The organism is Plantactinospora veratri (assembly GCF_036421995.1).
Lineage (GTDB): Bacteria > Actinomycetota > Actinomycetes > Mycobacteriales > Micromonosporaceae > Plantactinospora > Plantactinospora veratri.
The window spans coordinates 246,287-270,311 of the sequence record NZ_JAZGQL010000004.1 but is presented as its reverse complement, the minus strand read 5'-3'; the positions used below and the strand labels follow the sequence as shown (position 1 = coordinate 270,311).

The following is a 24,025-nucleotide window of genomic DNA, read 5'->3' as shown; positions in this document are numbered from 1 at the left end:
CCGCGCCGTCAGAGTCGTCGGTTCGCCAGGCTGGGCAGCTCGGTGCGGATCTCGCGCAGCCGGTCGAGGTCGAGGTCGCTGACCACGATCCCGACCGTGTCGGGGGCCTGGCCGACCACCGTCCCCCAGGGGTCGACCACCATGCTGCGGCCGAAGCAGGTACGCCCCGGATCGTGGTCGCCGATCTGCCCCGCCGCCGCCACGTAACACTGGTTCTCGATCGCCCGGGCCCGCAACAGCACCTCCCAGTGGTCCCGGCCGGTGTGCAGCATGAAGGCTGCGGGCACCACCAGCAGCTGGGCCTGCCCGGTGACGGCCAACTGCCGATACAGCTCGGGGAAGCGCAGGTCGTAACAGATCGAGAGGCCGACGCGTACCCCTTCGATGTCGACCGTGACCGGCTCGGAGCCGGCGGCGACGGTCTTGGATTCGAGATAGGAGACCCGGCCGGGGATCTCCACGTCGTAGAGGTGGATCTTCCGGTACGTGGCGGCGAGCGCACCGGTCCGGTCGAAGACCAGCGAGGTGTTGTAGGTGTGCTCCGGATCCGGTCCCGTCTCGTGGAACGAGCCGGCGTGCACCCACATCCCGTGCTGTCGGGCCGCCTCGGCGAAGAACTCGGCGAACTCGCCGTCGACCGGCTCCGGGGTGGGCAGCCCGCGCGACGGGCCGAGATAGTCGACGTACTCCGGCAGGATCGCCAGGTCCGCCCCGGCGGCTGCGGCCCGGCCGAGCAGCTCGCCGGCGACGGTCAGGTTGGCCTTCCGGTCGTCGCGGGCATTGAGCTGGCAGACGGCGACGCGCATGCGGAGAGCCTACGGGGACGGTCCCCGGGTGGCCAGGCTTACCGGAACGGTCGGCGGAGCGGCGTCAGGCCGAGCGCTCCTCACGCTCCCGGCGGGCGCGCCGGCCGGTGAACTCGCGCGGCACGATCGTCGGGTTGACGTTCTCCAGCACGACACCCCGGGTGATCAGGACGCGGGCCGCGTTCGGGTTGCTGGGCACCTCGTACATCACGGAGAGCAGGACCTCTTCGAGGATGGCGCGCAGCCCCCGGGCACCGGTGCCGCGGAGCATCGCCTGGTCGGCGATCGCCTCCAGCGCCGCCGGCTCGAACTCCAGCTCCACGCCGTCGAGTTCGAAGAGGCGCTGGTATTGCCGGACGAGCGCGTTGCGGGGCTCGGTGAGGATCCGGACCAGAGCCTCGCGGTTGAGGCTCCGGACGTTGGTGATCACCGGAAGCCGGCCGATGAACTCGGGGATCAGACCGAACTTGAGCATGTCCTCCGGCATGACCCGGCCGAAGATATCGTCGGTCGAGCGCTCGGAGACCGAGCGGAGGTGGGCACCGAAGCCGAGCCCGCCCTGGCCGGTGCGGGCCTCGATGATCTGGTCGAGGCCGGCAAAGGCACCGCCGCAGATGAAGAGCACGTTGGTGGTGTCGATCTGGATGAACTCCTGGTGCGGGTGTTTCCGGCCACCCTGCGGCGGCACGTTCGCCACGGTGCCTTCGAGGATCTTGAGCAGCGCCTGCTGCACGCCCTCGCCGGAGACGTCCCGGGTGATCGACGGGTTCTCCGACTTACGGGCGATCTTGTCGACCTCGTCGATGTAGATGATCCCGGTCTCGGCCCGCTTGATGTCGTAGTCGGCGGCCTGGATCAGCTTGAGCAGGATGTTCTCGACGTCCTCGCCGACGTAGCCGGCCTCGGTCAGCGCGGTGGCGTCGGCGATCGCGAACGGCACGTTCAGCATCCGGGCGAGGGTCTGGGCCAGGTGTGTCTTGCCGCACCCCGTCGGGCCGATCAGCAGGATGTTGGACTTCGACAGCTCCACGCCGTCGCTCGCGCCGGGACCGCCGGCAGACTCGGCCTGGATCCGCTTGTAGTGGTTGTAGACCGCGACCGCGAGGGCCTTCTTCGCCTGGTCCTGACCCACGACGTACTGGTCGAGGAACTGGCAGATCTCCATCGGCTTGGGAAGCTCTTCCCACTTCACCTCGCCGGACTCGGCCAGCTCTTCTTCGATGATCTCGTTGCAGAGGTCTATGCACTCGTCACAGATGTAGACCCCGGGGCCCGCGATGAGTTTCTTGACCTGCTTCTGCGACTTGCCACAGAAGGAGCACTTTAGTAGGTCGCCACCGTCGCCGATCCGTGCCACCTACGTTCTCCCTGCGCTCATCGGCCAGCCTCGCTGAGCAGAGGCACTGGCCTGCGGACGGTATGCCCCGTCGGTTCTCTTCACCGGCCGGTTCCGACCGGCCGTGGGCGGTGCAGAACCGACGTTACCCGCTGCGCGAGGTTTCTCCGACCCCCAAAACGGGTGTGTCAGAGGCCGGCCGCCGGACAGCCGGCCGGCCGGCCTCTGACCCAAGATGATCAGCTCGAGGCGTTCGCCGCGAGCAGGCCCTTCTTTCGGCTGGTCAGGATGGTGTCGACCAGGCCGTACTCCCGAGACTCCTCGGCAGTCATGAACTTGTCACGGTCGATATCACGACGGACTCGTTCAATCGGCTGGTTGGAGTGTCGGGAGAGCATCTCCTCGAGCTGGGTGCGCATCCGGAGGATCTCCCGAGCCTGGATCTCGATGTCCGAGCCCTGCCCGTAGCCGCCCTCGGTGGCCGGCTGGTGGATGATGATCCGGGAGTTCGGCAGCGCCATGCGCTTGCCGGGCGTACCGGCGGCGAGGAGTACGGCCGCGGCGCTGGCCGCCTGCCCGAGGCAGACGGTCTGGATGTCCGGCCGGACGTACTGCATCGTGTCGTAGATCGCCGTCATGGCGGTGAACGAACCACCGGGCGAGTTGATGTACATGATGATGTCGCGGTCCGGGTCGGTGCCCTCCAGCGTCAGCAGCTGGGCCATCACGTCGTTGGCCGACGCGTCGTCCACCTGCACGCCGAGGAAGATGATCCGGTCCTCGAAGAGCTTGTTGTAGGGGTTCGACTCCTTGACGCCGTACGAGGTGCGCTCGACGAAGGAGGGCAGGACGTACCGGTTGTGCACGGGCTGGAAGCCACCACCGGCAAGCAGGGTCGGGTCAGTCATCGTTTCCGCTCCTCAGCTCAGGGTCCCGGCGCCTTCCGGAACCTGCGCGGCTCCGGTGATCACCTTGTCGATGAAGCCGTAGTCCTTGGCCTCGGTGGCGGTGAACCAGCGGTCCCGGTCCGAGTCGGCCTCGATCTGGGCCTGGTCCTGGCCGGTGTGGTGAGCCACCCGCTCCTGGAACATCCGCTTGGTGTAGAGCATCTGCTCCGCCTGGATGGCGATGTCGGATGCCGTACCGCCCATGCCGCCGGAGGGCTGGTGCATCATGATCCGCGCGTGCGGCAGGGCGTAGCGCTTGCCCTTGGTGCCGGCGCAGAGCAGAAGCTGGCCCATCGAGGCGGCCATGCCCATGGCGACCGTGGAGACGTCGTTGTCGATGAATTGCATGGTGTCGTAGATCGCCATGCCGGAGTAGACCGAGCCACCCGGCGAGTTGATCCACAGGTTGATGTCGCGGCCGGGGTCCTCCGCGGCGAGTAGCAGCAGCTGTGCGCAGATGCGGTTGGCGACCTGGTCGGTCACCTCGCTGCCAAGGAAGATGATCCGCTCCTTGAGCAGCCGGTTGTAGACCGAGTCGTCGAGGTTGCCACCAAGTGCGTCCGCACCGCGGGCTTCGGTCACCCGCAGGGGCATAGCTGAGAAGTCTGAACCAGTCATGGCAGCCCTTCGCTCTCCGTGCGTCTTACGCCCGACATTAACCGCTGACCGGGGTCGTAACGTCCCGGTCCGGGCACTGTTCGCTAACAGCGCAGTTGGCGACGGCGCGCTGACCGCCCGGGGCGTACCCGATGGGTTCTGGCCGTGCGGGCCCGGAGCGTGGCGTCCGGGCCCGGCGGTCACGACCCCGCGCGGCTCAGTGCTCGTGGTCGTGGTCGTGCTGGTGGTCGTGCTCCTCGCCACTCGCGGCGCGGAGCTCGTCCATGTTGATCGGGTTACCGGCCGAGTCGGTGATCTTGATCCGCTCCATCACCATGGCCAGCGCCTTGCCGCGCCGGACGTCGCCGAAGACCGCGCCGGCCGCGCCGGAGCGGACGAGCTGGTCGTAGTACTGCTGAGGGGCCATCCCGGCGCGCTGCGCCCGGTGCACGATCTCGTGCCCGAACTCGTCGTCGGAGACCTGGACCTGCTCGGCATCGGCCAGGGTGTCCAGCAGCAGCTGGATCTTGACCCCTTCGGTGGCCGCGTCCTTCAGCTCGGCGTCGATCTGCTCCTCGGTCTTCTCCTCGGAGGTCAGGTATTCCTCCAGGGAGGCGCCGATCCGCTCAAGCTGGTCGACCATGGCCTGCTTGCGGTGCTCGACCTCCTCGCGCACGACCCCCTCCGGAGCCGGCACGTCGGCGGCCGCCACCATCTGCTCCAGGGCACGATCCCGGGCGGCGTAGATCTGCTCGATCTTCTTCGACCGGCTCACCCGCTCGCGGATGTCGCCACGCAGCTCGTCGAGGGTGTCAAACTCGCTGGCGAGCTGGGCAAAATCGTCGTCGAGCGGAGGAAGTTCCTTTTCCTTGACGGTGCGGACCGTCACCGCGACGTCGGCATCCCGACCGGCGAAATCACCGCCGACGAGCTGGGTCTGGAAGGTGGTCGAGTCACCGGCCGAGAGGCCGACCAGCACCTCGTCCAGCCCCGGCAGGAGCTGCTTGCTGCCGACCTCGTGCGAGATGTTGGTGGCCGAGCCGCCCGGCACCTCCTCGCCATCGACGGTCGCCGCCAGGTCGATCTGCACGTAGTCGCCCTCCTGGGCGGCCCGCTCGACCGTCTTGAGCGTGGCGAACCGCTCCCGCAGGCTGGCAACCTGGGCGTCGATCTCGCTCTCGTCGATCTGGAGCTCGTCGACGGTCACCTCGACCGTGGAGAGGTCCGGCAGCGTGATCTCGGGCCGGACGTCGACCTCGGCGGTGAACTTCAGCGAGTCACCGTCGTTGAACTCGGTAATCTCGACCTCGGGTCGGCCCAGCGTCTTCACGTCGTGCTCGCGGACCGCGGCGAGAATGTTCTCCGGGATGGCGTCCTGCACGGCCTCGTTCAGCACCGTGCCCCGGCCGACCCGCTGGTCGATCACGGCGGCCGGCACCTTGCCGCGCCGGAAGCCCGGGACGTTGACCTGCGAGGCGATCTCCCGGTACGCCTTCTTGAGGCTCGGCTCGAGCTCGACGAACGGCACCTCGATGGCGAGCCGCACGCGCGTCGGGCTCAGAGTCTCGACGGTGCTCTTCACAGGCGTACTCCTTGACGGATCTCGATCTTAATTCTGGGCCGGCCTTCAGCCCATCGCCGGTCTTCAGCCCATCGAGTGTAGGCGAGCCGGCAGAGGCGTCTGACGGCGCGGGGTGGCAAGACTCACCCCGCAGCCGAGGCTCGCCCGCCCCGCGGTCGAGGCTCTCCCCCGCAGCGACAGCTGCGGGGGACAGTCGGGGTGGCGGGATTTGAACCCACGGCCCCTCGCTCCCAAAGCGAGTGCGCTACCAAGCTGCGCCACACCCCGTGGCGGTGAAGAGTGTATGCCGTCCGGTCAGGGTCGCGCCCGCCCGGTCTCGTGCTGGGCCGCCGTGTCGTCCCGATCAAGCTTGATCCTGGCGTACGTGGGGTGCGGGCGCTTCGGGTTCCGGGTGTTGGGCGAGGGGTGGACGCCGCTCGGCGGGATACCGGTATCCAGGGAGCGGGACGACCCGTTAGGCTATCCGTCGCGTCCCGAGATGATCGGGCGAGCGCGGGCGTAGCTCAATGGCAGAGCTTCAGTCTTCCAAACTGACGGTGCGGGTTCGATTCCCGTCGCCCGCTCCAGACCTTCCGGCCCAGGTCAGCGGCATGATCGCCTCGCCCGGGCCGAGTTGTTTCTAGCCCTTTTTGATCTTGCGTTCCCGTAGCCCGGGGACGTGCCGTCCGGGGTGACCCTTTCGGGTCGTCTTCATCGCCGAAGCTTCCGGTGGGCTTGGCGCCATCGGTCGTCTCCGCCGACGGCGTGGGTTCGTCCGCCTCGCCAGCTTCTTCGACCTGAGTTGCGCCATGGCGGCCGGGGTTAAGCCGGCTCTACCCACCGGGTTGAACGCCGTAGAGCAACCTGCGGCGCTACGCCAAGATGGAGCGCCTCGGACGGAAGACCCATGCGAACGGCACCGGCACCTTCAACGGAAGCCGAACCATGACGACGCACCACGGATCAGCTCTAGGCGGGACGCACCAGGCCACCGCCGAGGCAGACAGCCGTACCGGCCAAGGACGCGCAGCGCGGCCCGGCGCAGCGCGCACGGCCCTGGTTGGCCGCAGGCCGGACAGAGGCCGTCGGCGCTCGACGGGGTGTGCCGGTCAAACCGCACCTGCGCGGCAAGCAGCTCCTTTCGGCCGCCGGCCGACAGGTAGAGGCTCACTGCGCGGACTGGTCGGTGGCCAGCCGGGAGGACGTCCGTGGATGCTGGTGGACTGTTTTGACAGCTCAGGGGCCGTGGGTGGGCAGCTCAGTTGCTCCGATCGTTCCTTCACACCGAACGGTCATGAGATGCCGTCGGGGGCAGCAGGACTGACGGCCAGATCGCGCCCGAGGTCCCGCCCATTTCGTGCGGACGACCCTGCTTCCTGCCAGCCAAGGGGTCTCGCAGTCGTGCCCGTCGTGTGCCCCATGCTCAAGGTCATGACGCCTTCCAAGCATCTTGTCCACCGGATCAGCCGGGAGAACGGTACGGCCTGCACTGCCGAAACGCTCTCTTCAGGATCAAGGCGCCGCGCAAGCGCGGCGCCGGCCCGCTGCGCTCGGCGTACGAAGCACAGTAGTTTCCTGTTCCCGCTGGTTCGCTAGCCCCAGAGCCGTTGAGCCCAGTAAAGCTGGCCGTCAGGCCCCATGTTGACGAGGGCGACCAGCAGGTCCGATACCGCCACCGGAGCCGTAGCAATCAGGGGCTCGGACTGCTTCAGCCGCTTCGCGTCGGGGAAGATGCCGACGAACGTCACCGGCGACGCATCGGGTGCCGCTACGGAAATGGAACTGCCGGCGTCCCTCCACCCGCCGTCAACCTCTCGACCCACGATGCCCTGCAACCAGGGATAACGGTCGGCGGCCTTCCGGAGGTACCCGTGCGATCCGACACCCACGTCGGCTTGACGGGGTGACGCGACTCCGAAGACCGTGGGCTTGAGATGAGTGCGCTTGTCCAGGACGACGATCCAGAACACGGCGCCGTCCTGCGGCTCGACAGGCGGTCGCCATGTGACCCGCCCCAACACCAGTTGATCGCCCTCGTCCGCATGTGGCGCAGTCACCTGACCCAGCGCAGCCGAGGCGGTCTCGTTGCCGACCAACTCCAGCGCCACGGTAGCGGCCAGGACCTCCGGGCCATAGGGCGCCCGATTGTGCCACCAGCGCCACCCCCCGAACGCTGAGAGGCTGAGCACCAACGCCAGCACACCAAGGCCCGCCTGTACCCGCCGCCGCCCCATAGACAGGAGTACAGCACGCTTCGATGGCTAGAGCCATGAGCGGAGCCACCGAGACAACGGCAGCCCGGATCCGCCCCATGGGCTGATGCCCTCATAGCCCTCGGCCTTGAGCCACGATGAGCGCAACGCTGCGACGGTCGTGGGGGCGGTCAATCCCGGCCGAGGACGGGACGATCGGCTGCCGCGCCGCTACGCGGCTTGCCACCGGAGTACGTGGTCAAGGGGCGCGGTTAGCCGGCACCACGGCAAGCCGCCCCGATCCGAAGGCCGGGGGCGGGTTGCCGTACGACGCCGGACGCCGCACCCTCCGAGCCGGGCCATTCACGGGCCATAAGCCGGCGCCGTAGACGGTCACCGGCGGGCAGGACCCACACCCCCACCCCGCCGCCGACCAGGCACTCCGGACAGGCCGGGGCACCGGCAACGATTTCCATGCTGACGGTCCGGCTAATCGTCGTGCCACGGTGGCGTACGCCACGGCTCGGCCTGCCGACCAGCTGTCAGCGTGAGGAGGAAGTGCGGCCGGGAACGGTCCGGGTCGTCCTCAAGGTCGACATCCGGGTCGTCGAGTTGGTTGACCTCACATCTGTAGATGCCGGTCGGCACTTCGAAGACCAGGTCTTGACGATGTGGCTCGGGCAGGCGAACGTCGTCGAACTGCGCGGCCATCGTCAACGACTCGTAGTTGACCAGGTGGAGTTGCCCGGCCGTTACTCGGATCGGTCCGGCTGCTCGACGAAACCCCGGCTGCTCGACGAGGTCACCGACAATAACCTCGACAGTCCAGTCGTTTTCCCGACCCGTCCCCCACAGCAGCAACGACCGCTGTTCCATGGCTGCACAGAAGTGTCCGAAGAGAGATTCATATGTCCAGTCTTTATTGACAAAGCCTTGGTATACATGATGGTCCACTAAGCCGAGAAAGCCCGAGTCGTCGGTCACCTCGAACTTGCGACGCCGCTGCACTGTGCCCCACTTCTCACCCATGCCTTGTCCCATGGCCGCACGGCCACCCGTACACCCAACCCGGCCCACATAGTACGGCGGTGACCGACACCGCCAGATGCTCCGCACAGGGCGCCGACAGTCACCGGCCGACAACAGTCTTGATCCTTTGCGGGGCAGGGCTGCCCTGCGGTCGTGACGAGCGGTGGACCGCGACCGAGCCGCCTTCGGGAGTCAGCGGAAGTCAGCGAACGCGGTACCGCGTGGCCCGGCGTCGATCATGCTCGGCAGCACGACCACCCCGCCTAGCCCCACGGTGCGCCGCTCGCCGGGCGCCAGCAGATGCCGGAGCGCCTCGGCTGGCTCCGGACGGACGGCGACCACACGTCGCCGTGATCTGCCTGACGCTAGTTGAGCTTGACACCGATGCCGGCGGCGCTCGCCTCCTGCTGGAGCCGATAGGTGGCCGCGTACCGGCCGTTCAGCTGCATCAGCGTCGTGTGATCACCCTGCTCGACCACCCTGCCCTCGTGCAGGACGACGATGAGATCGGCCATCGCGATGGTGGAGAACCGGTGCGTGACGATGAGCGTGATGGTGCCACGGGCGGTGGCGTGGGTACGGGAAATCGCATCCTGCGCCTGGAAGATCTCGTACTCGCTGGTGGCGTCGAGCGCTGCGGTCGGCTCGTCCAGCACCATGAGGAGCGGGTCGTCCCGCATCGCTCCACGGGCGAGCCCGACCCGTTGCCACTGCCCCTCCGACAGTTCCACCCCGCCGAACTCCCTGCCCAAGCGGGTTTCCAGCCCGTCCGGGAGCGCCTCGACGATCGACGAGGCGTCGGCTGCGGCCAGGGCACGCTCGATCCTGGCGCTGTCGTCGATCCGGTCGACATCACCCACTCCGACCGCGGCTCGCACGGACGTCCGGTAGCGCCCGAAGTCCTGGAAGACGGCGCCGCACGAGGCCCGCCACGATCTCAGGTCCAGGTCCTTCAGCGGAACGCCGTCGATGTCGATGACGCCGCTGGAGGGCTGGTAGAGGCCGGTCAGGAGCTTGATCAGAGTGGTCTTGCCCGAGCCGTGCTCGCCGACGACCGCGATGATGCGTCCGGCCGGCAGGTCCAGGGTCACGCCGGAGAGCGCATCACGATCCTGCCCGGGATAGCGGAAGCTGACGTCCCGCAGCATCACACCGTGGCTCAGCCGACTCGGGACCTGACCTCCGGTCTGGGCACTCGTTTGCTGCGCGGCGTAACGGCGCAGCCAGAGGAACGGTTCGAGGGCGGCGATCCCGGCGAACACCGGAGCCGTCTGAGAGATGGCCTGCTCGATCTGTGCCCGGAGTTGACCGGCCAGCGCCACCGCGAGCACCAGGTCTCCGATGCTTCGCTCGCCCTGCGCCACCAGGTAGACGACGTAGAACAGACCGGCGACGTAGCCCACCATGAACAGGGTCCAGCCCAGGGCGGAGGCCGCCGCACCGAGGTACCGGGCCCGGGCCTCGATCACGCCTTCCGCCCGCCACGCCTCCTCGACCTGCCGCGCCAGTTCGGTTCCGGCCCCGGTGATGCGGAGTTCCGGTGCGGCTCGTGAATCGGTGAGCAGACCGAAGAGGTGGCGTTCCAGCCGTGCCGTCTCGGCGACCGCCAGCTGTGCCTTACGAGCCTTGGCCGGTCCCACGCGTTTGAGGAGCAGCGGCGGCAGAGCGAAGATCGCCAGGCCGAGGAGGGCCGGGTGGATCGAACCCAGCAGGACGAGGGTGATCAGAACCCGTACGAAATTGGATGCGGAGTACAGGAGCGCCCAGCACGCCTGCACAAGGACGGTGCCTTGGCCCCGCACCAGTTCCAGGCGGTCCAGATACTCGGGATTTTCGAGGTGGTCCAGTGTGGGGATACCGGCGACGTTGCGCTGGATCTCCTCGTCCACGTCCAGCATTCCGAGCCGGTCGGACAGGTCCATCCGCAGTTCCTGCTCCATCAGGAAGCCGATGTCCACGACCGCCCAGGCCACCGCTCCCAGCGCGGCGGCGACCAGCACACTCTGCCACTCGCGGTGGATGGCGGCGTCCACGAGCGCCCGCAGCGCCAGTCCGCCGATCAGGAAGGCGGCGTTCGACACCACGAGCAGGGCGAGCACCGACGCGGCTATCCGGCGATCCAGACGCCAGGAGCGCCGGAAGATTTCGAGCCAGGCCTCAGAACGATGACGCATGGGCTCCCCCTTTGACGGACACCTGGTCATCCGCTCCCAGGAAGCGATGGGCTTGAAGCCGGAACATCCGGGCGTACTCGCCGTCGTGCGCCATCAGCTCTGCGTGTGTGCCGGACTCGGATACCGCTCCGTCGCCGAGCATGACGATCCGGTCTGCCTCCTTGACGGTGAACAACCGGTGCGACACGAGGAGCACCGTGCTGTCCCGAGCAGCCTCCATCAGCAGGCTGAACACCTCGAACTCCGTGCGTACGTCGAGGTTGGCGGTGGGTTCGTCGAGCACGAGAACGTCGGCGCCGGTACGCAGTGCGAACAACGCCCGTGCGATCGCGACGCGCTGCCACTGCCCGCCGGAGAGGTCCACGCCATTGCTCCGGGACCGTGACAACGGGGTGTCCCAGCCGTGGGGCAGGCTACGGACGAGCTTCTCGATGCCGGCTTCGGCAGCGACGCTGTGCAACACGTCCGGGTCGGCCACCGCCCCGGGTCGGCCCATCCGGACGTTGTCCCGCAGCGACAACTCGTAGCGGACGAAGCCCTGGAAGACCACGGCCAACCTCGACTGCCACGCGTCCCGGTCGATCTTCGCCAGGTCGACCCCGTCGGCGGTGATCCGACCCTGGCCGGGATCGTAGAGCCGGGACAGCAACTTGATGAGGGTGGTCTTGCCGGCGCCGTTGGCACCGACGATGCCGAGGACCTCGCCGGGCTTGACGGTCAGGTCCAGATTCTCCAGGACGCGGCGGCTCCCGCCCGGGTACGTGAATGACACCGACTCGAAGGCGAGCAGCGGCGGCCCCTGCCCGGCCGGCGCGGTACGGACCGCGCGCGCGGTCGCGGGTCGTTTTCCGGGGAGCGCCTCCAGCTTCTGTAGCGCTCGGACGGAAGGGAGTCCACCTTCGATATGCATGGCCTCGTATCCCATCCATCCCAGCGAGAGCATGCCGAGCCCCGCGGTGAGCGCCGTGGCCAGCTCGACGCTGTTGAGCCGGCCGGAGGCCGCCATGGTGGAGGGAACGAGCAGAGCCGTACCGATCGACAGGGCGCTGACGGTGAGCAACTGCCACTGGGCCCGCAGGATGACGAACTTGCGCTCGCGGTAGGGCTCCAGGTGGTCCAGGGTCGCCCGGCGGTACTGCCGCACCGACCACGGAAAGAAGCCGAAGATGCGCAGCTCCTTCGCGGTCTCCGGTCCGGAGGAGACGTCCCGCCAGTAGCCGGCCCGCCGGATGTGCTTGGTGTTGCCGGCCCAGACCGCGATCAGGCTCATCCACTTGCGCCGCATCATGCCCCGCAACAGGAGCAGCAGCCCCAGCAGTACGACCACCAGCAGCGGCGATACGACGACCCAGAGCACCGCCGCGGACAGGGCTGCTTTCAGCAGCCGGCTCAGCAGGACGCACTGGCCGACCACTGCCATTCCGGGCGAGTACTCGGTCCAGTTGGCCGGCTCCGCCGAGGCAAGCTCGATGGCGTCCTGCAACGCGGGATCCTCGAGGTGGGCGATCGTCTCCGGCTGGCGCAGCGCCCGGATGACCTGCTGCCGGTGGACTCCGTCGATGCGATGTGCGACGTGGAACTGTAGGGGATCGCTGATCCCGTCCAGAGCCTGGTCCAGCAGGAGAACCGCGCCGAGGGCCACGAGCGGCAGGTAGATGCCGTCGACCGCGGCCAGGCCGTCGGTCAGGTTTCGGACGACGGCGGCGGTGGCGAGCGCGGTGGCGGCGGGCAGCGCGGCCCGGACGACCAGGATGAGCGTCATGCCGACCCAGGCGAAGGTTCGGTCCTTCGGCAGCAGACGCAGGAGCACCCACCGGTCGCTGAGGAGTTGACGCAGCCTCATCCCCCGGCCCCCCGGTCGGGCGCGGCTATTCTTCGGTCACCTGGCAGGGCAGAGGTGAAGGCCCTGTACAAGTGCTGCGGATCGAGCACGGTTCCCCCATTTACGCGGGCGAGTGATCGGTGCGGCTGCCCCTGCGGTACGGGTGCGGTGATCGCCGCCGTCGCCCGGACGGGCGGTCGGCCAGCCCGGCGGACCGGATAGATACGCTGCCCGGAGTCATCATCGGACTCCCCCGCCCAGGGGATGGTGGGTGGCGCGGCTCTCGCGGAGCTTCGTCTTGTCGACCTTGCCGTTCGGCGTCATCGGCATCTCCGGGACCACCACGCATATCTCAGGCGTCTTGACCTGTTCGAGATGCCGGCTCATCGCCGACAGAACCGACGGTGGATCGATGGAGTCGCCGCTGACCACCAGGACCATCGGCTCGTCGTCGCGGGACGGGATGAGCAGAGCGGCCAGCTCGACACCGGGGACCTGCTGGGCCGCCGCTTCGATCTCCTGGCTGTTCATCCGAGCCCCGTTGTGCTTGAAAATGTCGTCCCGGCGCCCCTCGAAATAGAGGTACCCGTCCGGGTCGAGGTACCCGAAGTCGCCGGTGCGCAGCATCCGCTCCGATGTCCCGGCACACGGGACGAATCGCGACTCGGTCTGCTCCTCGTCTCGCCAGTAGCCGGCCATCACGGAGGGGCCACGGACGTAGAGTTCCCCCACCGCCATGGGCGGCAGGGAGTTGCCGTCCGCGTCCTTCACCTGGACCTCGAGACCGTCGAGCGGCCGGCCGGCGGAGCGTGGCCGGACCAGGTCACCGTCCGGCTCCATGATGGTGACCCGTTTGCATTCGGTGATCCCGTACATCAGGGAGAGGCGGGCCGCCGGGAAGATCTCGCGCAGGCTCTGCCGGAGACGTTCCGGCATCGCCGCTCCGGTGTTGGTGATCAGTCGCACGCTGGTTATCGGCCCGGAGCGTCGGCGTAGCCGTTCGATCATGCTGCCGAGCGTGGGCAGCAGGGGCAGGACGGTGGCCCCGGAGTCACCGATCCGTCGAAGCAGTGTCGTGTCGGTCCCCGGGCCGGCCAGCACCAGGCACGCTCCCGCACGGGCCGCCAACAGAACCTGGTACAGGCCGTAGTCGAACGACAGTGGAAGTCGGTTGAAGACGATGTCCTCGGCGGTGTAGCGAAGTCGCTGCTGGATGGCCTCGACCGCGAAGCGCACGCTCCGGTGCGGGCACATGACGCCCTTGGGGACCGCCGTCGTGCCCGAGGTGTAGAGCAGCATGCACAGGTCGTCGGAGCGCGGAGCCGGGACTCCCGGCAGCCACGGAGAGCTTGCCGTCCCGGCCGCGGCACCTTCGATCTCCGGCCAGTCCACCCACCGTCCGGCCGTCGATCCGGAAATCGTCTCGGGCGCGCCGACGATCATGGACGGCTCGGCGTCCGTGATCATTGCCTTCAGCGCGGCGGGTGGTGCGGCCGGATTCAGCGGTACGAAGACGGCACCGATCCGGATCGTGGCCCACAGCAGCAGGACGGTGGCGGGCCGGCTCTGCGCGACCACCGCCAGACGTGCTCCCGGCCCCACCTCCTGGTCTCGGAGCCAGTGCGCGGTCGCGGTCACCCGGTGCAGCAGTTGGCGGTAGGTGACCGTGCCGGAGTCGGGGTCCCGCAGGGCGGGGGCGTCGGGCCATCGATCCACGGCGAGGGCGAGCAACTCGCCTGCATCGCCGGAGACCCGGGCTGTCGGAGTCACGACGAGTCGCGGCTTCCCGGATCCTGCTCCGCGTGGACCGCCTGGACGAGCGCCCAGATATCACCCGGCGTGCGGAACGCCTCGGCCGTCAGCATCTCGTCGGGGATGCTGATGTCGAGCGTCTCCTCCAGCGCGATGAGCAACTGGACGCTGCGCATCGAGTCCAGCCCGAGGTCGTACAGGTTGGTGGCGGGGGTGAGCTCCTCCCCTGCCGGCAGGAGCGGAACTTGTCGCCGCAGCGTTTCCAGGAAGGAGTCGGTCCACAGGTCCGTCATTGATCCTCCAGCACCGTTTGCGTCACCATTCGAATCCGGATCGCGCGACGAGCTGCACGTTCGTGTCCACGAGTCCGAGCATGCCGGAGGCGACCAGGATGCGATCGTTCGAGAAGTTCAGGCTCGCCGACCGAAGGTCACGCAGAAGTGCTTCCAGCCGTAGGTCGCTGTCGCGCCGGTAGCCATGGTTGAGGCCGACGAGCTGCACGCACTCGTCGATGGCCTGGTAGGTGAGCGTCGAGGCGAGCACCTTCAGCGTGTTCAGGTGGATCTGCGTCGCCGGTGCGTCCGGCCGCCGCCCGAGCGACCGCAGCTCTTCGACCTCGGCCACCACCTGCCAGAGGTACGCGCTGACCGCCTCGAGTTTGCCGCGCGCCTCGGCCAGCCTGGCCTGCGCCAGATCCGACTGGGCGGCGGGCACGCTCGACCTCTCCCGGCTGCGCATACTGGACGCCACCCGGACCATTCCGCCGCGGGCGGCGCCGAGCCAGGCAGCAGCCCAGCCGATGTGCCCGACCGGTACGAAGCTCTCCAACGCGATGGCCCGGAAGTTCCCCTCGTCGCCGATCACCGCGGATCTGGGAACGAAACCGCGCAGCTTGAGGCCGACGCTCTCGGTGCCCCGCATGCCCAGGGTGTCCCAGTCGCGCAGCTGTTCGAGAGTCATTGCCGCACGGTCGGCCCAGACCAGGGTGACCCGGTTCGGCGGTGCCTCCGGTGCGGACCGCATGGTCACCAGGTAGGCGTCGGCATGCAGGCCACCGGTCACGATCGGCGCGTCACGGTCCAGCCAGAGGCGGTCGCCGTGGTCGACCAGGCCCTCGGCATTGGTGAGGAGGTCTCCGCCCTTCGCGCGCTCCGAGGTCACCGAGGCGATGTAGCAGCCACCCCTGGCGATTTCCGGCAACACCCGCTGCCGCAGCTCGGCAGAACCGAACCGGACCACGGCATCGACCTGCTGGCAGTGCATCGCCCAGATCATCGCGGTGGAGACGCAGCCGGCGCCGAGGATCGTCGCGACCTCTGCCATGTCGCGGAGGCTTCCACCGAGCCCACCGTGGGACTTCGGCACGAGCAGCCCGAACAGCCCGCTCGCCCGCAACGCCTTCAGCGACGCCTCGGGAACCTCGGCGGACGCGTCGGCGGCCGGGGCGTGCTGCGCGAGGAGCGGCTGAAGGCGACGCGCGACGTCCTGCGCGGAGACGTTCTGCCCGGCCGCCTGCTCATCCTCCCGGGTGAGCCGCAGCCGGCCCACCGTCACGACCTCGCCGGCCCGCATCGCCACCTCTGTCGGCGCGTCGTGACCGAGGAATCCGACCAGGCTCGCGGTCAAGCCGTAGGCGCCCACGTTCGGGACTCGCAGGACGTCACCGATCCGGGGTCTGGGCATCGAGCTCTGCGCGGACAGGATGTCGACCGGCGTGCACAGCGGACCGACCAGGGTCACCGTCTCCGGTTCTCCCTGTGGCGGCGTCAGATTCTCGAAGACGGCGGATGCCGGTGGGAGCCGTCGCAGCCCGGACATCCCACCCAGGTGGTTGATGCCGCTCGCCAGCACGACGTAGGTCTTCGACCGGCTCTGCTTGACGTCGACGACCTCGGTGAGCAGTGAGCCACTTCCCCCCACCAGGAAGCGGCCGGACTCGAAGGCCAGGGTGGTGCCGGTCAGACCCAGCCGGGCCACCTCCGCCTCCACCGCCGGGCGCAGGGCCCGGTAGTCCGGGCGCGAGCCGGGACGCGCGTAGGGTGAGGCGAACCCGCCGCCGAGGTCCAGCAGGTCGAGTGGAATTCCGAACTCGCCGGCCAACCGGTGTGCGGCGCCGAGGTTGAAGAGGTGCTCGTTCACCAACGCCTGCGCGTCCTGGGCATTGGAGATCGTGTAGAAGTGCATCCCGATCACGCGCACCGTCCTGGCCTGGGCGAGTGCACGTCCGACGTCGCTCGGTGTCAGGCCGAACTGGGACGAGGTGTTGGCCATGCGGAGCCCGCTCGCATTGCCCGCGTCCAACCCGTTGATCCGGAGGAGAGCCCGGGGCGGTTCACCATCCTGGAATGTCTGGCCCTCAAGTCTGCGCAGGTCGTGCACGGACTCGCAGGAAAAGGTCCGTACGCCGCGGGCAAGCGCACTGCGCAGGTCTTGTTTCGTCTTTCCGGGGCCGGTGAAAATGGCCTCGGCGGCCGAGAATCCCGCCCGGCATGCCTGGTCCAACTCGCCGACCGAGCTTACCTCGGCCCGGAAGCCGAGTTCGGCGAGCACACCGGCTACGGCCGGATGAGGGTTCGCTTTCAGTGAATAGTAGAGCTGCGATCCCGAAGGCACCGCAGAACGAAGCTCTCCCGCGGCGGCCTGCACATCGTCAAGGTCGTAGACATAGCAGGAAGCGCCATCCATGATCTTGACAAGCGCCGACGCCTGAGGTGTCAGGTCCAACAGGTACTCCCCCGTGATGGGGCGGGCGACCCCGGCGAGCTGTGCTGCTGGATGGCGTCACCGTGCCGTTAGGACGGTATGCCGCTCGGCTGGCGGTCGCTGCCCTTTGCGCCACCGTACCCCATCGCCCTGTTCCCTGCTGGCACCCATTGGCGACGGTCTTATGGTGCCTCACCCCTCTGCCATCATGGCTTTGCGCGACAACGGAGTTCCGTCGACAGCCACCGTAGGCAGGAGATCCGTGCCCGTGGCCCGTCGGGATAGGACTCGGCGGACCCGGCCGGCGACGCGGCCGGTTCGCCGCATGGTCGAGCGAATGACCCTATTCGGCTGGCTCGCGGTACTGCCGGGCCGACTCCGCCGGCCGACCGCAGCCGGCCGCTGATCAGTCGTCGGACCGCGCCGCTGTCACCACCCACGCCTCGAGCGCCCGGGCGGACGCCTCAAGGTCGGCCAGGGACAGCAACCGCGTATCGATCATGTAATGCAGGGTGATCGCCTCATGGGACGGCGACACGAAGAGGAAATACAGGCCGTCGCTGTCGTGCTCGTGGCTGGGCACGGTGCGGAACGTGCTCTCCGGTACCGGGCCGTCGTCGTCCTCCGGCGGCATCGTCGCGGAGTTCGCGCCGTCGAAGTAGTTGAGGAACGTCTGCGGCATGGAGCGATGGTCCGGCGGGTGGCGCTCGCCGGACAGCGTCTCGAACAGCTCGTAGATGTCGTACCGGGCGGCCGCCGACGCGCGCAGCGTCTCCCGGAACGCCGAGCGCGCCACGTCCTGCGCCGTGCCCCGTACGTCGACGACCGCCAGGCCCCACTGCATCAGCGTCTCGATCCCCAGGTCGAGGGGGTCGGTGCGGTTGCTGTAGGCGATCCGGGTGGCCACCCTCGGTATGCCGAAGAGGTCACCCAGCACACTGCTCATCGCCGCCAGCAGAATCACCGCCGGCGAGGCCCCCAACCGGGACGACGCGGTGGGCATCGCCCGGCGCAGGGTCGGCGAGACCAGCGTGCCGGTGTGGAACCGGGGAGTGAGGCCGGGCAGGGTGGGCGCGGGTGTGCTGGCCACACCGTCCTCGTGGAGCCGTTGCCAACGACCGATGTTCCGGCGCGACATCGCCCGGCCGGCCGGCGACCCTTCGAACCGGGTCCGGTCCACGGGATGGCCCACCGGGGCCGGCAGCACGCCGAGGTCGCCCGGCCCGCAGAGCCGGCGCAGCTCGTCGGCGAGGCTGTCCGCGGCGAACGCGTCGATCGCCAGGTGGGACGCCGCGATCAGCAGGGTGGCCGAACCATCGGCTCTGGTGCACACACCGAACCGCACCGGCAGGGCGTCGGGGCCGAAGGGACGCTGGTACAGCGCGGTGTAGATCTCCTGTGCCTCGTCGTCCGCCCCCGGCGCAGCCATCGGTACCGACAGCTCGACGGACGGCTGCACCCGCTGACGGTGGTCCGCCGAGAAGAGGGTACGCAGGCTCTCGTGGCGCTCGAGCACGCTCCGCACCGCCGTGGCGATCCGCTGTGGCGGCACTCCCGGCGGCAGTTCGATCGTTCGCTTCTGGGTCTGCCGGTGCGACTCGTCCGCCGTGAAGTCGTAGATGGCCTGCTGGGTGAGCTGACCCCAGGTCATCGGAGCCTCGCGGTCCACCCCGTGCCGGACCTGGACGTACAGTGATTCCACGGCAGGTCTCCGTTCCGCTCCTCGCCCTGCGACCCACATAGGGTCTGGGCCCTCGTCGGGAACGTCAAGGTTTTGGTACTACCTTGTTGGGGTTGGACCGACCGATACTGGTTAGTACCAGTTCGTGGCTGAGAGGGCAGATCTCGGGCCTTGCCCAGATCGATGTCGTCAACTATTTTGCCCTCACGATGCCCCACTTCGACGTCATGCCGGGCCGGACCCGCATCGGGGGTGTCACACGGCGGACGTCTGGTCGTCGAACCACGGGGGAGATTTGCCGAACGGTGCCAACGGCGCGCGACGCCCGATCCTCTACGCGTCCCGGTTGTCCTACGTCCTGGGCGAGCCGGTACCGATCGGCGACACCACGGACCCGGAGGTCCGCGACGAGTTGGACAACCTGTACGAGCAGGGAATCCGGCACTACCGGGTCGACCAGCGGCCGGTGGCGGAACTCGCGGTCGCGGCCGCCCGGCCGGTGGTCGAGGGCCTCTCCGGCTCGTCCGTCGACATGCTGGTCTACTGCACCGACACACCGACCAGTGACCCGGTGGCGCGGCAGATGTGGCAGGTGCAGAGCGAACTCGGGCTCGTCGACACCCCCGCCGTGCTGATCAGCAGCGGCGGATGTGGCAACCTGGGCGCGGGGCTGAAAGTGGCCCGGGCGGTGATGGCGACCGAGGGTCTCGGCACCGTCCTGTTCGTCACCGCCGACCGCGTCGCCGGTACCACCGGCCGGTTCCTGACCCACGGCACGACCGTCCTGAGCGACTCGGCGGCGGCCTGCGTCCTCAGCACCGAGCCGGTCGCCGAGGGATTCCGCATACTCGGGATGTCCACCGAGGTGAAGGCGGACCTCGGTGTCACGTCGAGCCAGCTGGTGCTGGGTCGGGCCATCATGCAGAAGATCGGGCGGGCGCTGAGCCGGGTGGCCGCGGAATCCGGCGTACCGCCGGCCGAGTGCCGATACTTCGTCACCGGCAACTTCGGGCGTACGTCGAGAGCCTTTCTCACCACGGCAGCGCGCTGCACGGCGGAGCAGGCGTATTCACCCTGGGTCGCCGAGATGGGGCACTGCTTCTCGGCCGACCTCCTGATCAGTCTGTCCACGCTGACGGAGCGCGGCGACCTCGACCCGGCGGACCGTCTGCTGCTGCTCAGCTCCACCCCGCAGTCGTGGTCGCTGATCGTCGCGGAATACGTCGCCGCCTGATCGTGGTGTGGTCGTCCGGACGGAACCGACGAGGAGGATCATGGTCGCCGTCGAGCACCAGTACGACATCCAGGTCACCGACGAAGTACTGACCGCGGAGACGTCCGGCAACGCGGGCCGACAGTGGTCGGCGGTCACCGGCCGGAGCGCCGGGTCGGAGTTGGCCGGATGACCCGCCCCGCACTCCCGCCGGCAAAGCGCGCCGAACTGCTGGACGCGGTGCTGCCGGTGCTGCGCCAGCACGCCCGCGAGATCGACCTGACGGCAGCCTTCCCCACCGACAACCTGACCGCGCTGCGCAGGAGCGGACTGCTGGGCCTGCTGGTCCCGCAGCGGTACGGCGGTCTCGGCGGCGACCTGGCCGACCTGGTGGAGATCGCCGGCGACCTCGCCGCCGAGTGCCTCTCCACCGCCATGATCTGGGCGATGCACTGCCAGCAGGTCGACGTGCTGTTGCACTACGCGTCCGCGCCGCTGCGGGACCGGCTGCTTCCCCGGGTCGCCGCCGGCGACGTGTACCTGGCCTCGGTGACCACCGAGGCCGGCAAGGGCGGACATCTGCTCAGTGCGGAGGCCGCGATCACCCGTCAGGACGACGACCTGCACATCGACCGGATGGCGCCGGTCGTCACCGGCGGTGAACACGCGGACGGCTTCCTGATCACCATGCGGACGTCACCGGACGCGACGGCGCACGAGGTCAGCCTGGTCTACGCCGACCGGGATCAGCTCACCCTGGCGGGCCGGGGGAACTGGGATCCGCTGGGCATGCGCGGGACGCAGAGCCTGGGGTTCTCCATCACCGGCCGGGTCGGCGCCGACCAGTTGCTCGGCGAGCCCGGCGGCTTCCGGGCGATCACCATCGAGTCCATGGTGCCGGCCGGTCACCTCGGCTGGGCGGCCTGCTGGCTGGGTGGGGCGCGGGCAGCGTACGCGGGACTGCTCCGGATGCTGCGGTCGTCGGACCGGCCCTCCTCGATCGACCTGGGGTCACCGCTGGTCGCCGAGCGGCTGGCACGGATCCGGATCGACCTGGAGGCGGTCAGCGCCTACCTGCACGCCGCTCTCGGCGAGGTCGCGACGGCCCGCCGGGCGGGCGAGTCGCTGAGCGGCACCGCCACCCAGCTGCACCTGAACTCGCTGAAGGTGCTGGCCGCGGAACTGACCTTCCAGGCCGCCGACCGGATGGTGCAGGTCGGCGGCCTCGGGCTGGCCTACCGGCGGGACTCGCCGCTGCCGCTGGAACGGATATTCCGGGACCTCCGATCGGCGAGCCTGAACTACGCCAACGATCGCCTGCTGGTGACCAATGGCGCCCTGTGCATGATGGACACCGGGGTCACCCTGCTGCGCTGAACCGGCCCGGTCCCGGCCAGCCGAGCAGGCCCGCCCGGCCACGGCGCCGAAGCGGCGGAACGATCGACGAGTACCACCGGGCAACCTGACACGATCTTCGAATCGGCAGGTCGTGGCTTCCGAACGAGTTCGCGCGGTACGTCGCTGCCGCATCCGCCGCAGGGTCGCCGTGGGTCGGAGAACACCGCCGGGGGCAGCCGATATGATTGGCCGTCGGCGCGGGCGCCGCAGCTTTACAGAACTCTGAATGGTAGGCGTGACACGACAGCAGGAACTCCTCGTGCTTTCCTAAGCACATGTAGTCCGCGTGACGTAAGGGGTCGGGAACGGTGGAGGACAGTTACAACCCTCAGGCCATCATCGAGAAATGGCTGGAGGTCTGGGAGGACCGAGGCACCTTCGAGGCCGAGGGACCGACCGAGGACGGGTCACCCGGGCGACCCCGTTCCTACGTTGTCAGCATGTTCCCGTACCCCTCCGGTGATCTTCACATGGGGCACGCAGAGGTCTATTCGATCGGCGACAGCATCGCTCGGTTCACCCGCATGCGCGGGGCGAACGTGCTGAATCCGATCGGCTGGGATTCGTTCGGGCTGCCGGCCGAGAATGCCGCATTGAAGCGGGATATGGATCCGAGGGAGTGGACGTACCGCAATATCGACGTCCAGGCCGAATCATTCCGCCGGCTCGGGATCTCGTTCGACTGGCGTAGTCGTTTCCACACGTCGGACCCGGAATACTACCGCTGGAACCAGTGGCTTTTCCTGCGTATGTTCGAACGCGGCCTGGCATTCCGGCGCTCCGCCCCGGTGAACTGGTGCCCGGCGGACAGCACCGTGCTGGCGAACGAGCAGGTGATCGGGGGCCGGTGCGAGCGGTGCGGCGCGGTGGTCCAGCAGCGCGACCTGACGCAGTGGTTCTTCCGCACCACGGCGTACGCCCAGCGCCTGCTGGACGACATGGCCCAGCTGGAAGGCAGGTGGCCGGACGACGTACTGGCGATGCAGCGCAACTGGATCGGCCGGTCCGAGGGCGCACACATCGACTTCTCGATCGAGGGCCGCCAGGAGCCGATCCGGGTCTTCACCACCCGCCCGGACACCCTGTTCGGGGCGACCTTCTTCGTCGTGGCGGCGGACTCCCCGCTCGCCGACGAGTTGTGCGCCGCCGAGCGGCGGGCCGAGTTCGAGGCGTACCGGGCCGAGGTACGCACGGCCAGCGAGATCGACCGGCTGGCCAAGGATCGACCGAAGACGGGAGTCTTCCTCGGCCGGCATGCCGTCAACCCGGTCAACGGCGAGCGGATCCCGGTCTACGCCTCCGACTACGTCCTCTCCGGGTACGGCACCAGCGCGGTGATGGCGGTGCCCGCGCACGACCAGCGGGACCTGGATTTCGCGAAGGCGTTCGGCCTGCCGGTGCGCACGGTCGTGGACACCGGTGAACCGGACCCGGAGAAGACCGGGGTGGCGACCGCCGGGCCGGGGACCCTGGTGCAGTCCGGCCCCTACGACAACCTGCCGCACACCGAGGGCGGCGAGAAGATCGTCGCCGCGCTGGCCGAGCGGGGTGTCGCCGAGAAGGCGGTGACCTACCGGCTGCGGGACTGGCTGCTGTCGCGGCAGCGCTACTGGGGTACCCCGATCCCGATCGTGCACTGCCCGGACTGCGGCGAGGTCCCGGTGCCGGACGACGAGCTGCCGGTCGTGCTGCCCGACTCCGGATACCAGCTGCGGCCGGAAGACGGCAGGTCGCCGCTGGCGAGTGCCGAGGCGTGGGTGGCGGTTCCGTGCCCCCGCTGCGGGAACCAGGCCCGCCGGGACACCGACACCATGGACACCTTCGTCGATTCGTCGTGGTACTTCCTGCGTTACCCCAACGCCGGGTACGACGAGGGGCCGTTCGACCCGGCCGGCATCGAGCGGTGGCTGCCGGTGGACGAGTACGTCGGCGGGCGTGAACACTCGACCGGCCACCTGATCTACGCACGGTTCATGACCAAGGTCCTGCACGACATGGGCTACCTGCCCTTCGTCGAGCCGTTCCGGCGCCTGATCAACCAGGGTCAGGTCGTGATGAACGGCAAGGCGATGAGCAAGACCCTGGGCAACCTGGTGAATCTCCAGGAACAGATCGCCGCGCACGGCCCCGACGCGGTGCGGGTCACGATGCTGTTCGCCGGTCCCCCGGAGGACGACATCGACTGGGCCGACGTGTCGCCGACCGGTGCGGTCAAGTGGCTGGCCCGGGTGTGGCGGCTGGCCGGCGACGTGGGCGCGGTACCGGTCGACGCCGCGCCGGCCGACGGCGACTCGGCCCTGCGCAAGGAGGTGCACCACCTGGTCGCCGAGACCACCAGCCTGATGGAGGGCCGACGGCTCAACGTCGCCATCGCCCGCCTGATGCAGCTGACCTCGTCGCTGCGTCGCGCGGTGGACGGCAAGCCCGGGCCGAAGGATCCGACGGTGCGGGAAGGCACCGAGGCACTGGTGCGGATGCTGTCGTGCTTCGCCCCCTTCACCGCCGAGGAGTGCTGGGAGCGGCTGGGCCGCCCCGCGTCGGTCTGCGACGCCGGATGGCCGGAGGCGGACCCGGCGCTGCTGGTCACCGAGACCGTCACCTGCGTGGTCCAGGTCAACGGCAAGGTGCGGGCGCGTCTGGAGGTGCCGGCGGCGGTGGAGGACGCGGCTCTGGAGGAGCTGGCCCTCGCCGCCGACCCCGTGCGGCAGGCGCTGCGCGGGGCCGTCGTCAAGAAGGTGATCGTCCGTGCTCCCCGGCTGGTGAACCTGGTCGTCTGAGGCCGCCGGTCCGGGCGGAGGTCCACCGTCGTGGTCC

Annotated in this window: 17 protein-coding genes and 2 tRNA genes; 5 read left to right on the top strand and 14 right to left on the bottom strand. The window is 68.8% G+C overall.

From position 1 onward, the window contains the following. Nucleotides 1-8 precede the first annotated feature (8 nt). The 6 genes from V1634_RS06050 to V1634_RS06025 form a co-directional block, all read right to left on the bottom strand. Nucleotides 9-806 carry a carbon-nitrogen hydrolase family protein gene (locus V1634_RS06050; RefSeq protein WP_331206737.1) on the bottom strand — a complete coding sequence of 266 codons (798 nt, stop codon included), beginning with the start codon at nt 804-806 and terminating at the stop codon, nt 9-11. Nucleotides 807-870: 64 nt separating this feature from the next. Continuing rightward, the gene (gene clpX, locus V1634_RS06045) at nt 871-2,163 is read right to left on the bottom strand and encodes an ATP-dependent Clp protease ATP-binding subunit ClpX (RefSeq protein WP_101367583.1); all 1,293 of its coding nucleotides are present in this window, start codon (nt 2,161-2,163) and stop codon (nt 871-873) included. 218 nt (nt 2,164-2,381) lie between these two features. After that, entirely contained in the window at nt 2,382-3,050 is a 669-nt protein-coding gene (locus V1634_RS06040; RefSeq protein WP_101367584.1) for an ATP-dependent Clp protease proteolytic subunit, read from the bottom strand. Nucleotides 3,051-3,062: 12 nt separating this feature from the next. Continuing rightward, on the bottom strand, nt 3,063-3,707 hold the full coding sequence (locus V1634_RS06035) for a ClpP family protease (RefSeq protein WP_107263487.1): 645 nt from the start codon (nt 3,705-3,707) through the stop codon (nt 3,063-3,065). A 196-nt stretch (nt 3,708-3,903) separates the two neighbouring features. After that, nucleotides 3,904-5,268 (bottom strand): trigger factor, encoded by a 1,365-nt coding sequence (tig, locus tag V1634_RS06030; RefSeq protein WP_331206736.1) that lies wholly within the window; start codon nt 5,266-5,268, stop codon nt 3,904-3,906. A gap of 193 nt (nt 5,269-5,461) precedes the next feature. Next, nucleotides 5,462-5,535: transfer RNA gene (locus V1634_RS06025), tRNA-Pro, on the bottom strand. Between the two features lie 225 nt (nt 5,536-5,760). Here V1634_RS06025 and V1634_RS06020 point away from each other — a divergent pair. Next, nucleotides 5,761-5,834 (top strand) — tRNA-Gly (locus V1634_RS06020). Between the two features lie 1,005 nt (nt 5,835-6,839). On the opposite strand, the gene V1634_RS06015 is transcribed toward V1634_RS06020, so the two are convergent. From V1634_RS06015 to V1634_RS05980, 8 genes are all read right to left on the bottom strand, one after another. Continuing rightward, the gene (locus tag V1634_RS06015) at nt 6,840-7,355 is read right to left on the bottom strand and encodes a hypothetical protein (RefSeq protein ID WP_331206735.1); all 516 of its coding nucleotides are present in this window, start codon (nt 7,353-7,355) and stop codon (nt 6,840-6,842) included. 573 nt (nt 7,356-7,928) lie between these two features. Then, nucleotides 7,929-8,468: a hypothetical protein gene (locus V1634_RS06010; protein ID WP_331206734.1), complete on the bottom strand. Its 540-nt coding sequence runs from the start codon at nt 8,466-8,468 to the stop codon at nt 7,929-7,931. A gap of 365 nt (nt 8,469-8,833) precedes the next feature. Next, nucleotides 8,834-10,642 (bottom strand): ABC transporter ATP-binding protein, encoded by a 1,809-nt coding sequence (locus V1634_RS06005; RefSeq protein ID WP_331206733.1) that lies wholly within the window; start codon nt 10,640-10,642, stop codon nt 8,834-8,836. Continuing rightward, a complete protein-coding gene (locus V1634_RS06000; RefSeq protein ID WP_331206732.1) occupies nt 10,626-12,485 on the bottom strand; it encodes an ABC transporter ATP-binding protein in 1,860 nt (619 codons plus the stop codon). The genes V1634_RS06005 and V1634_RS06000 overlap by 17 nt, the downstream gene beginning before the upstream one ends. A 219-nt stretch (nt 12,486-12,704) precedes the next feature. Next, nucleotides 12,705-14,234 (bottom strand): class I adenylate-forming enzyme family protein, encoded by a 1,530-nt coding sequence (locus V1634_RS05995; RefSeq protein WP_331206731.1) that lies wholly within the window; start codon nt 14,232-14,234, stop codon nt 12,705-12,707. Continuing rightward, nucleotides 14,231-14,509 (bottom strand): phosphopantetheine-binding protein, encoded by a 279-nt coding sequence (locus V1634_RS05990; protein WP_331206730.1) that lies wholly within the window; start codon nt 14,507-14,509, stop codon nt 14,231-14,233. The genes V1634_RS05995 and V1634_RS05990 overlap by 4 nt, the downstream gene beginning before the upstream one ends. Nucleotides 14,510-14,531: 22 nt before the next feature. Next, nucleotides 14,532-16,901, bottom strand: coding sequence for an acyl-CoA dehydrogenase family protein (locus V1634_RS05985; protein WP_331206770.1), 2,370 nt, complete (start codon nt 16,899-16,901; stop codon nt 14,532-14,534). Nucleotides 16,902-17,325: 424 nt separating this feature from the next. Continuing rightward, the gene (locus V1634_RS05980) at nt 17,326-18,621 is read right to left on the bottom strand and encodes a condensation domain-containing protein (protein ID WP_331206729.1); all 1,296 of its coding nucleotides are present in this window, start codon (nt 18,619-18,621) and stop codon (nt 17,326-17,328) included. A gap of 325 nt (nt 18,622-18,946) precedes the next feature. Between V1634_RS05980 and V1634_RS05975 the strand changes: the two genes are divergently transcribed. The 4 genes from V1634_RS05975 to leuS all read left to right on the top strand — a co-directional run bounded on the left by V1634_RS05975 (nt 18,947) and on the right by leuS (nt 23,988). Beyond that, on the top strand, nt 18,947-19,834 hold the full coding sequence (locus tag V1634_RS05975) for a beta-ketoacyl-[acyl-carrier-protein] synthase family protein (RefSeq protein WP_331206728.1): 888 nt from the start codon (nt 18,947-18,949) through the stop codon (nt 19,832-19,834). 40 nt (nt 19,835-19,874) lie between these two features. After that, entirely contained in the window at nt 19,875-20,006 is a 132-nt protein-coding gene (locus V1634_RS05970; protein ID WP_331206727.1) for a hypothetical protein, read from the top strand. Then, nucleotides 20,003-21,190: an acyl-CoA dehydrogenase family protein gene (locus V1634_RS05965; RefSeq protein WP_331206726.1), complete on the top strand. Its 1,188-nt coding sequence runs from the start codon at nt 20,003-20,005 to the stop codon at nt 21,188-21,190. Before V1634_RS05970 ends, V1634_RS05965 begins: the two co-directional genes overlap by 4 nt. A 329-nt stretch (nt 21,191-21,519) precedes the next feature. Further along, on the top strand, nt 21,520-23,988 hold the full coding sequence (gene leuS / locus V1634_RS05960) for a leucine--tRNA ligase (protein ID WP_331206725.1): 2,469 nt from the start codon (nt 21,520-21,522) through the stop codon (nt 23,986-23,988). Nucleotides 23,989-24,025: the final 37 nt, after the last annotated feature.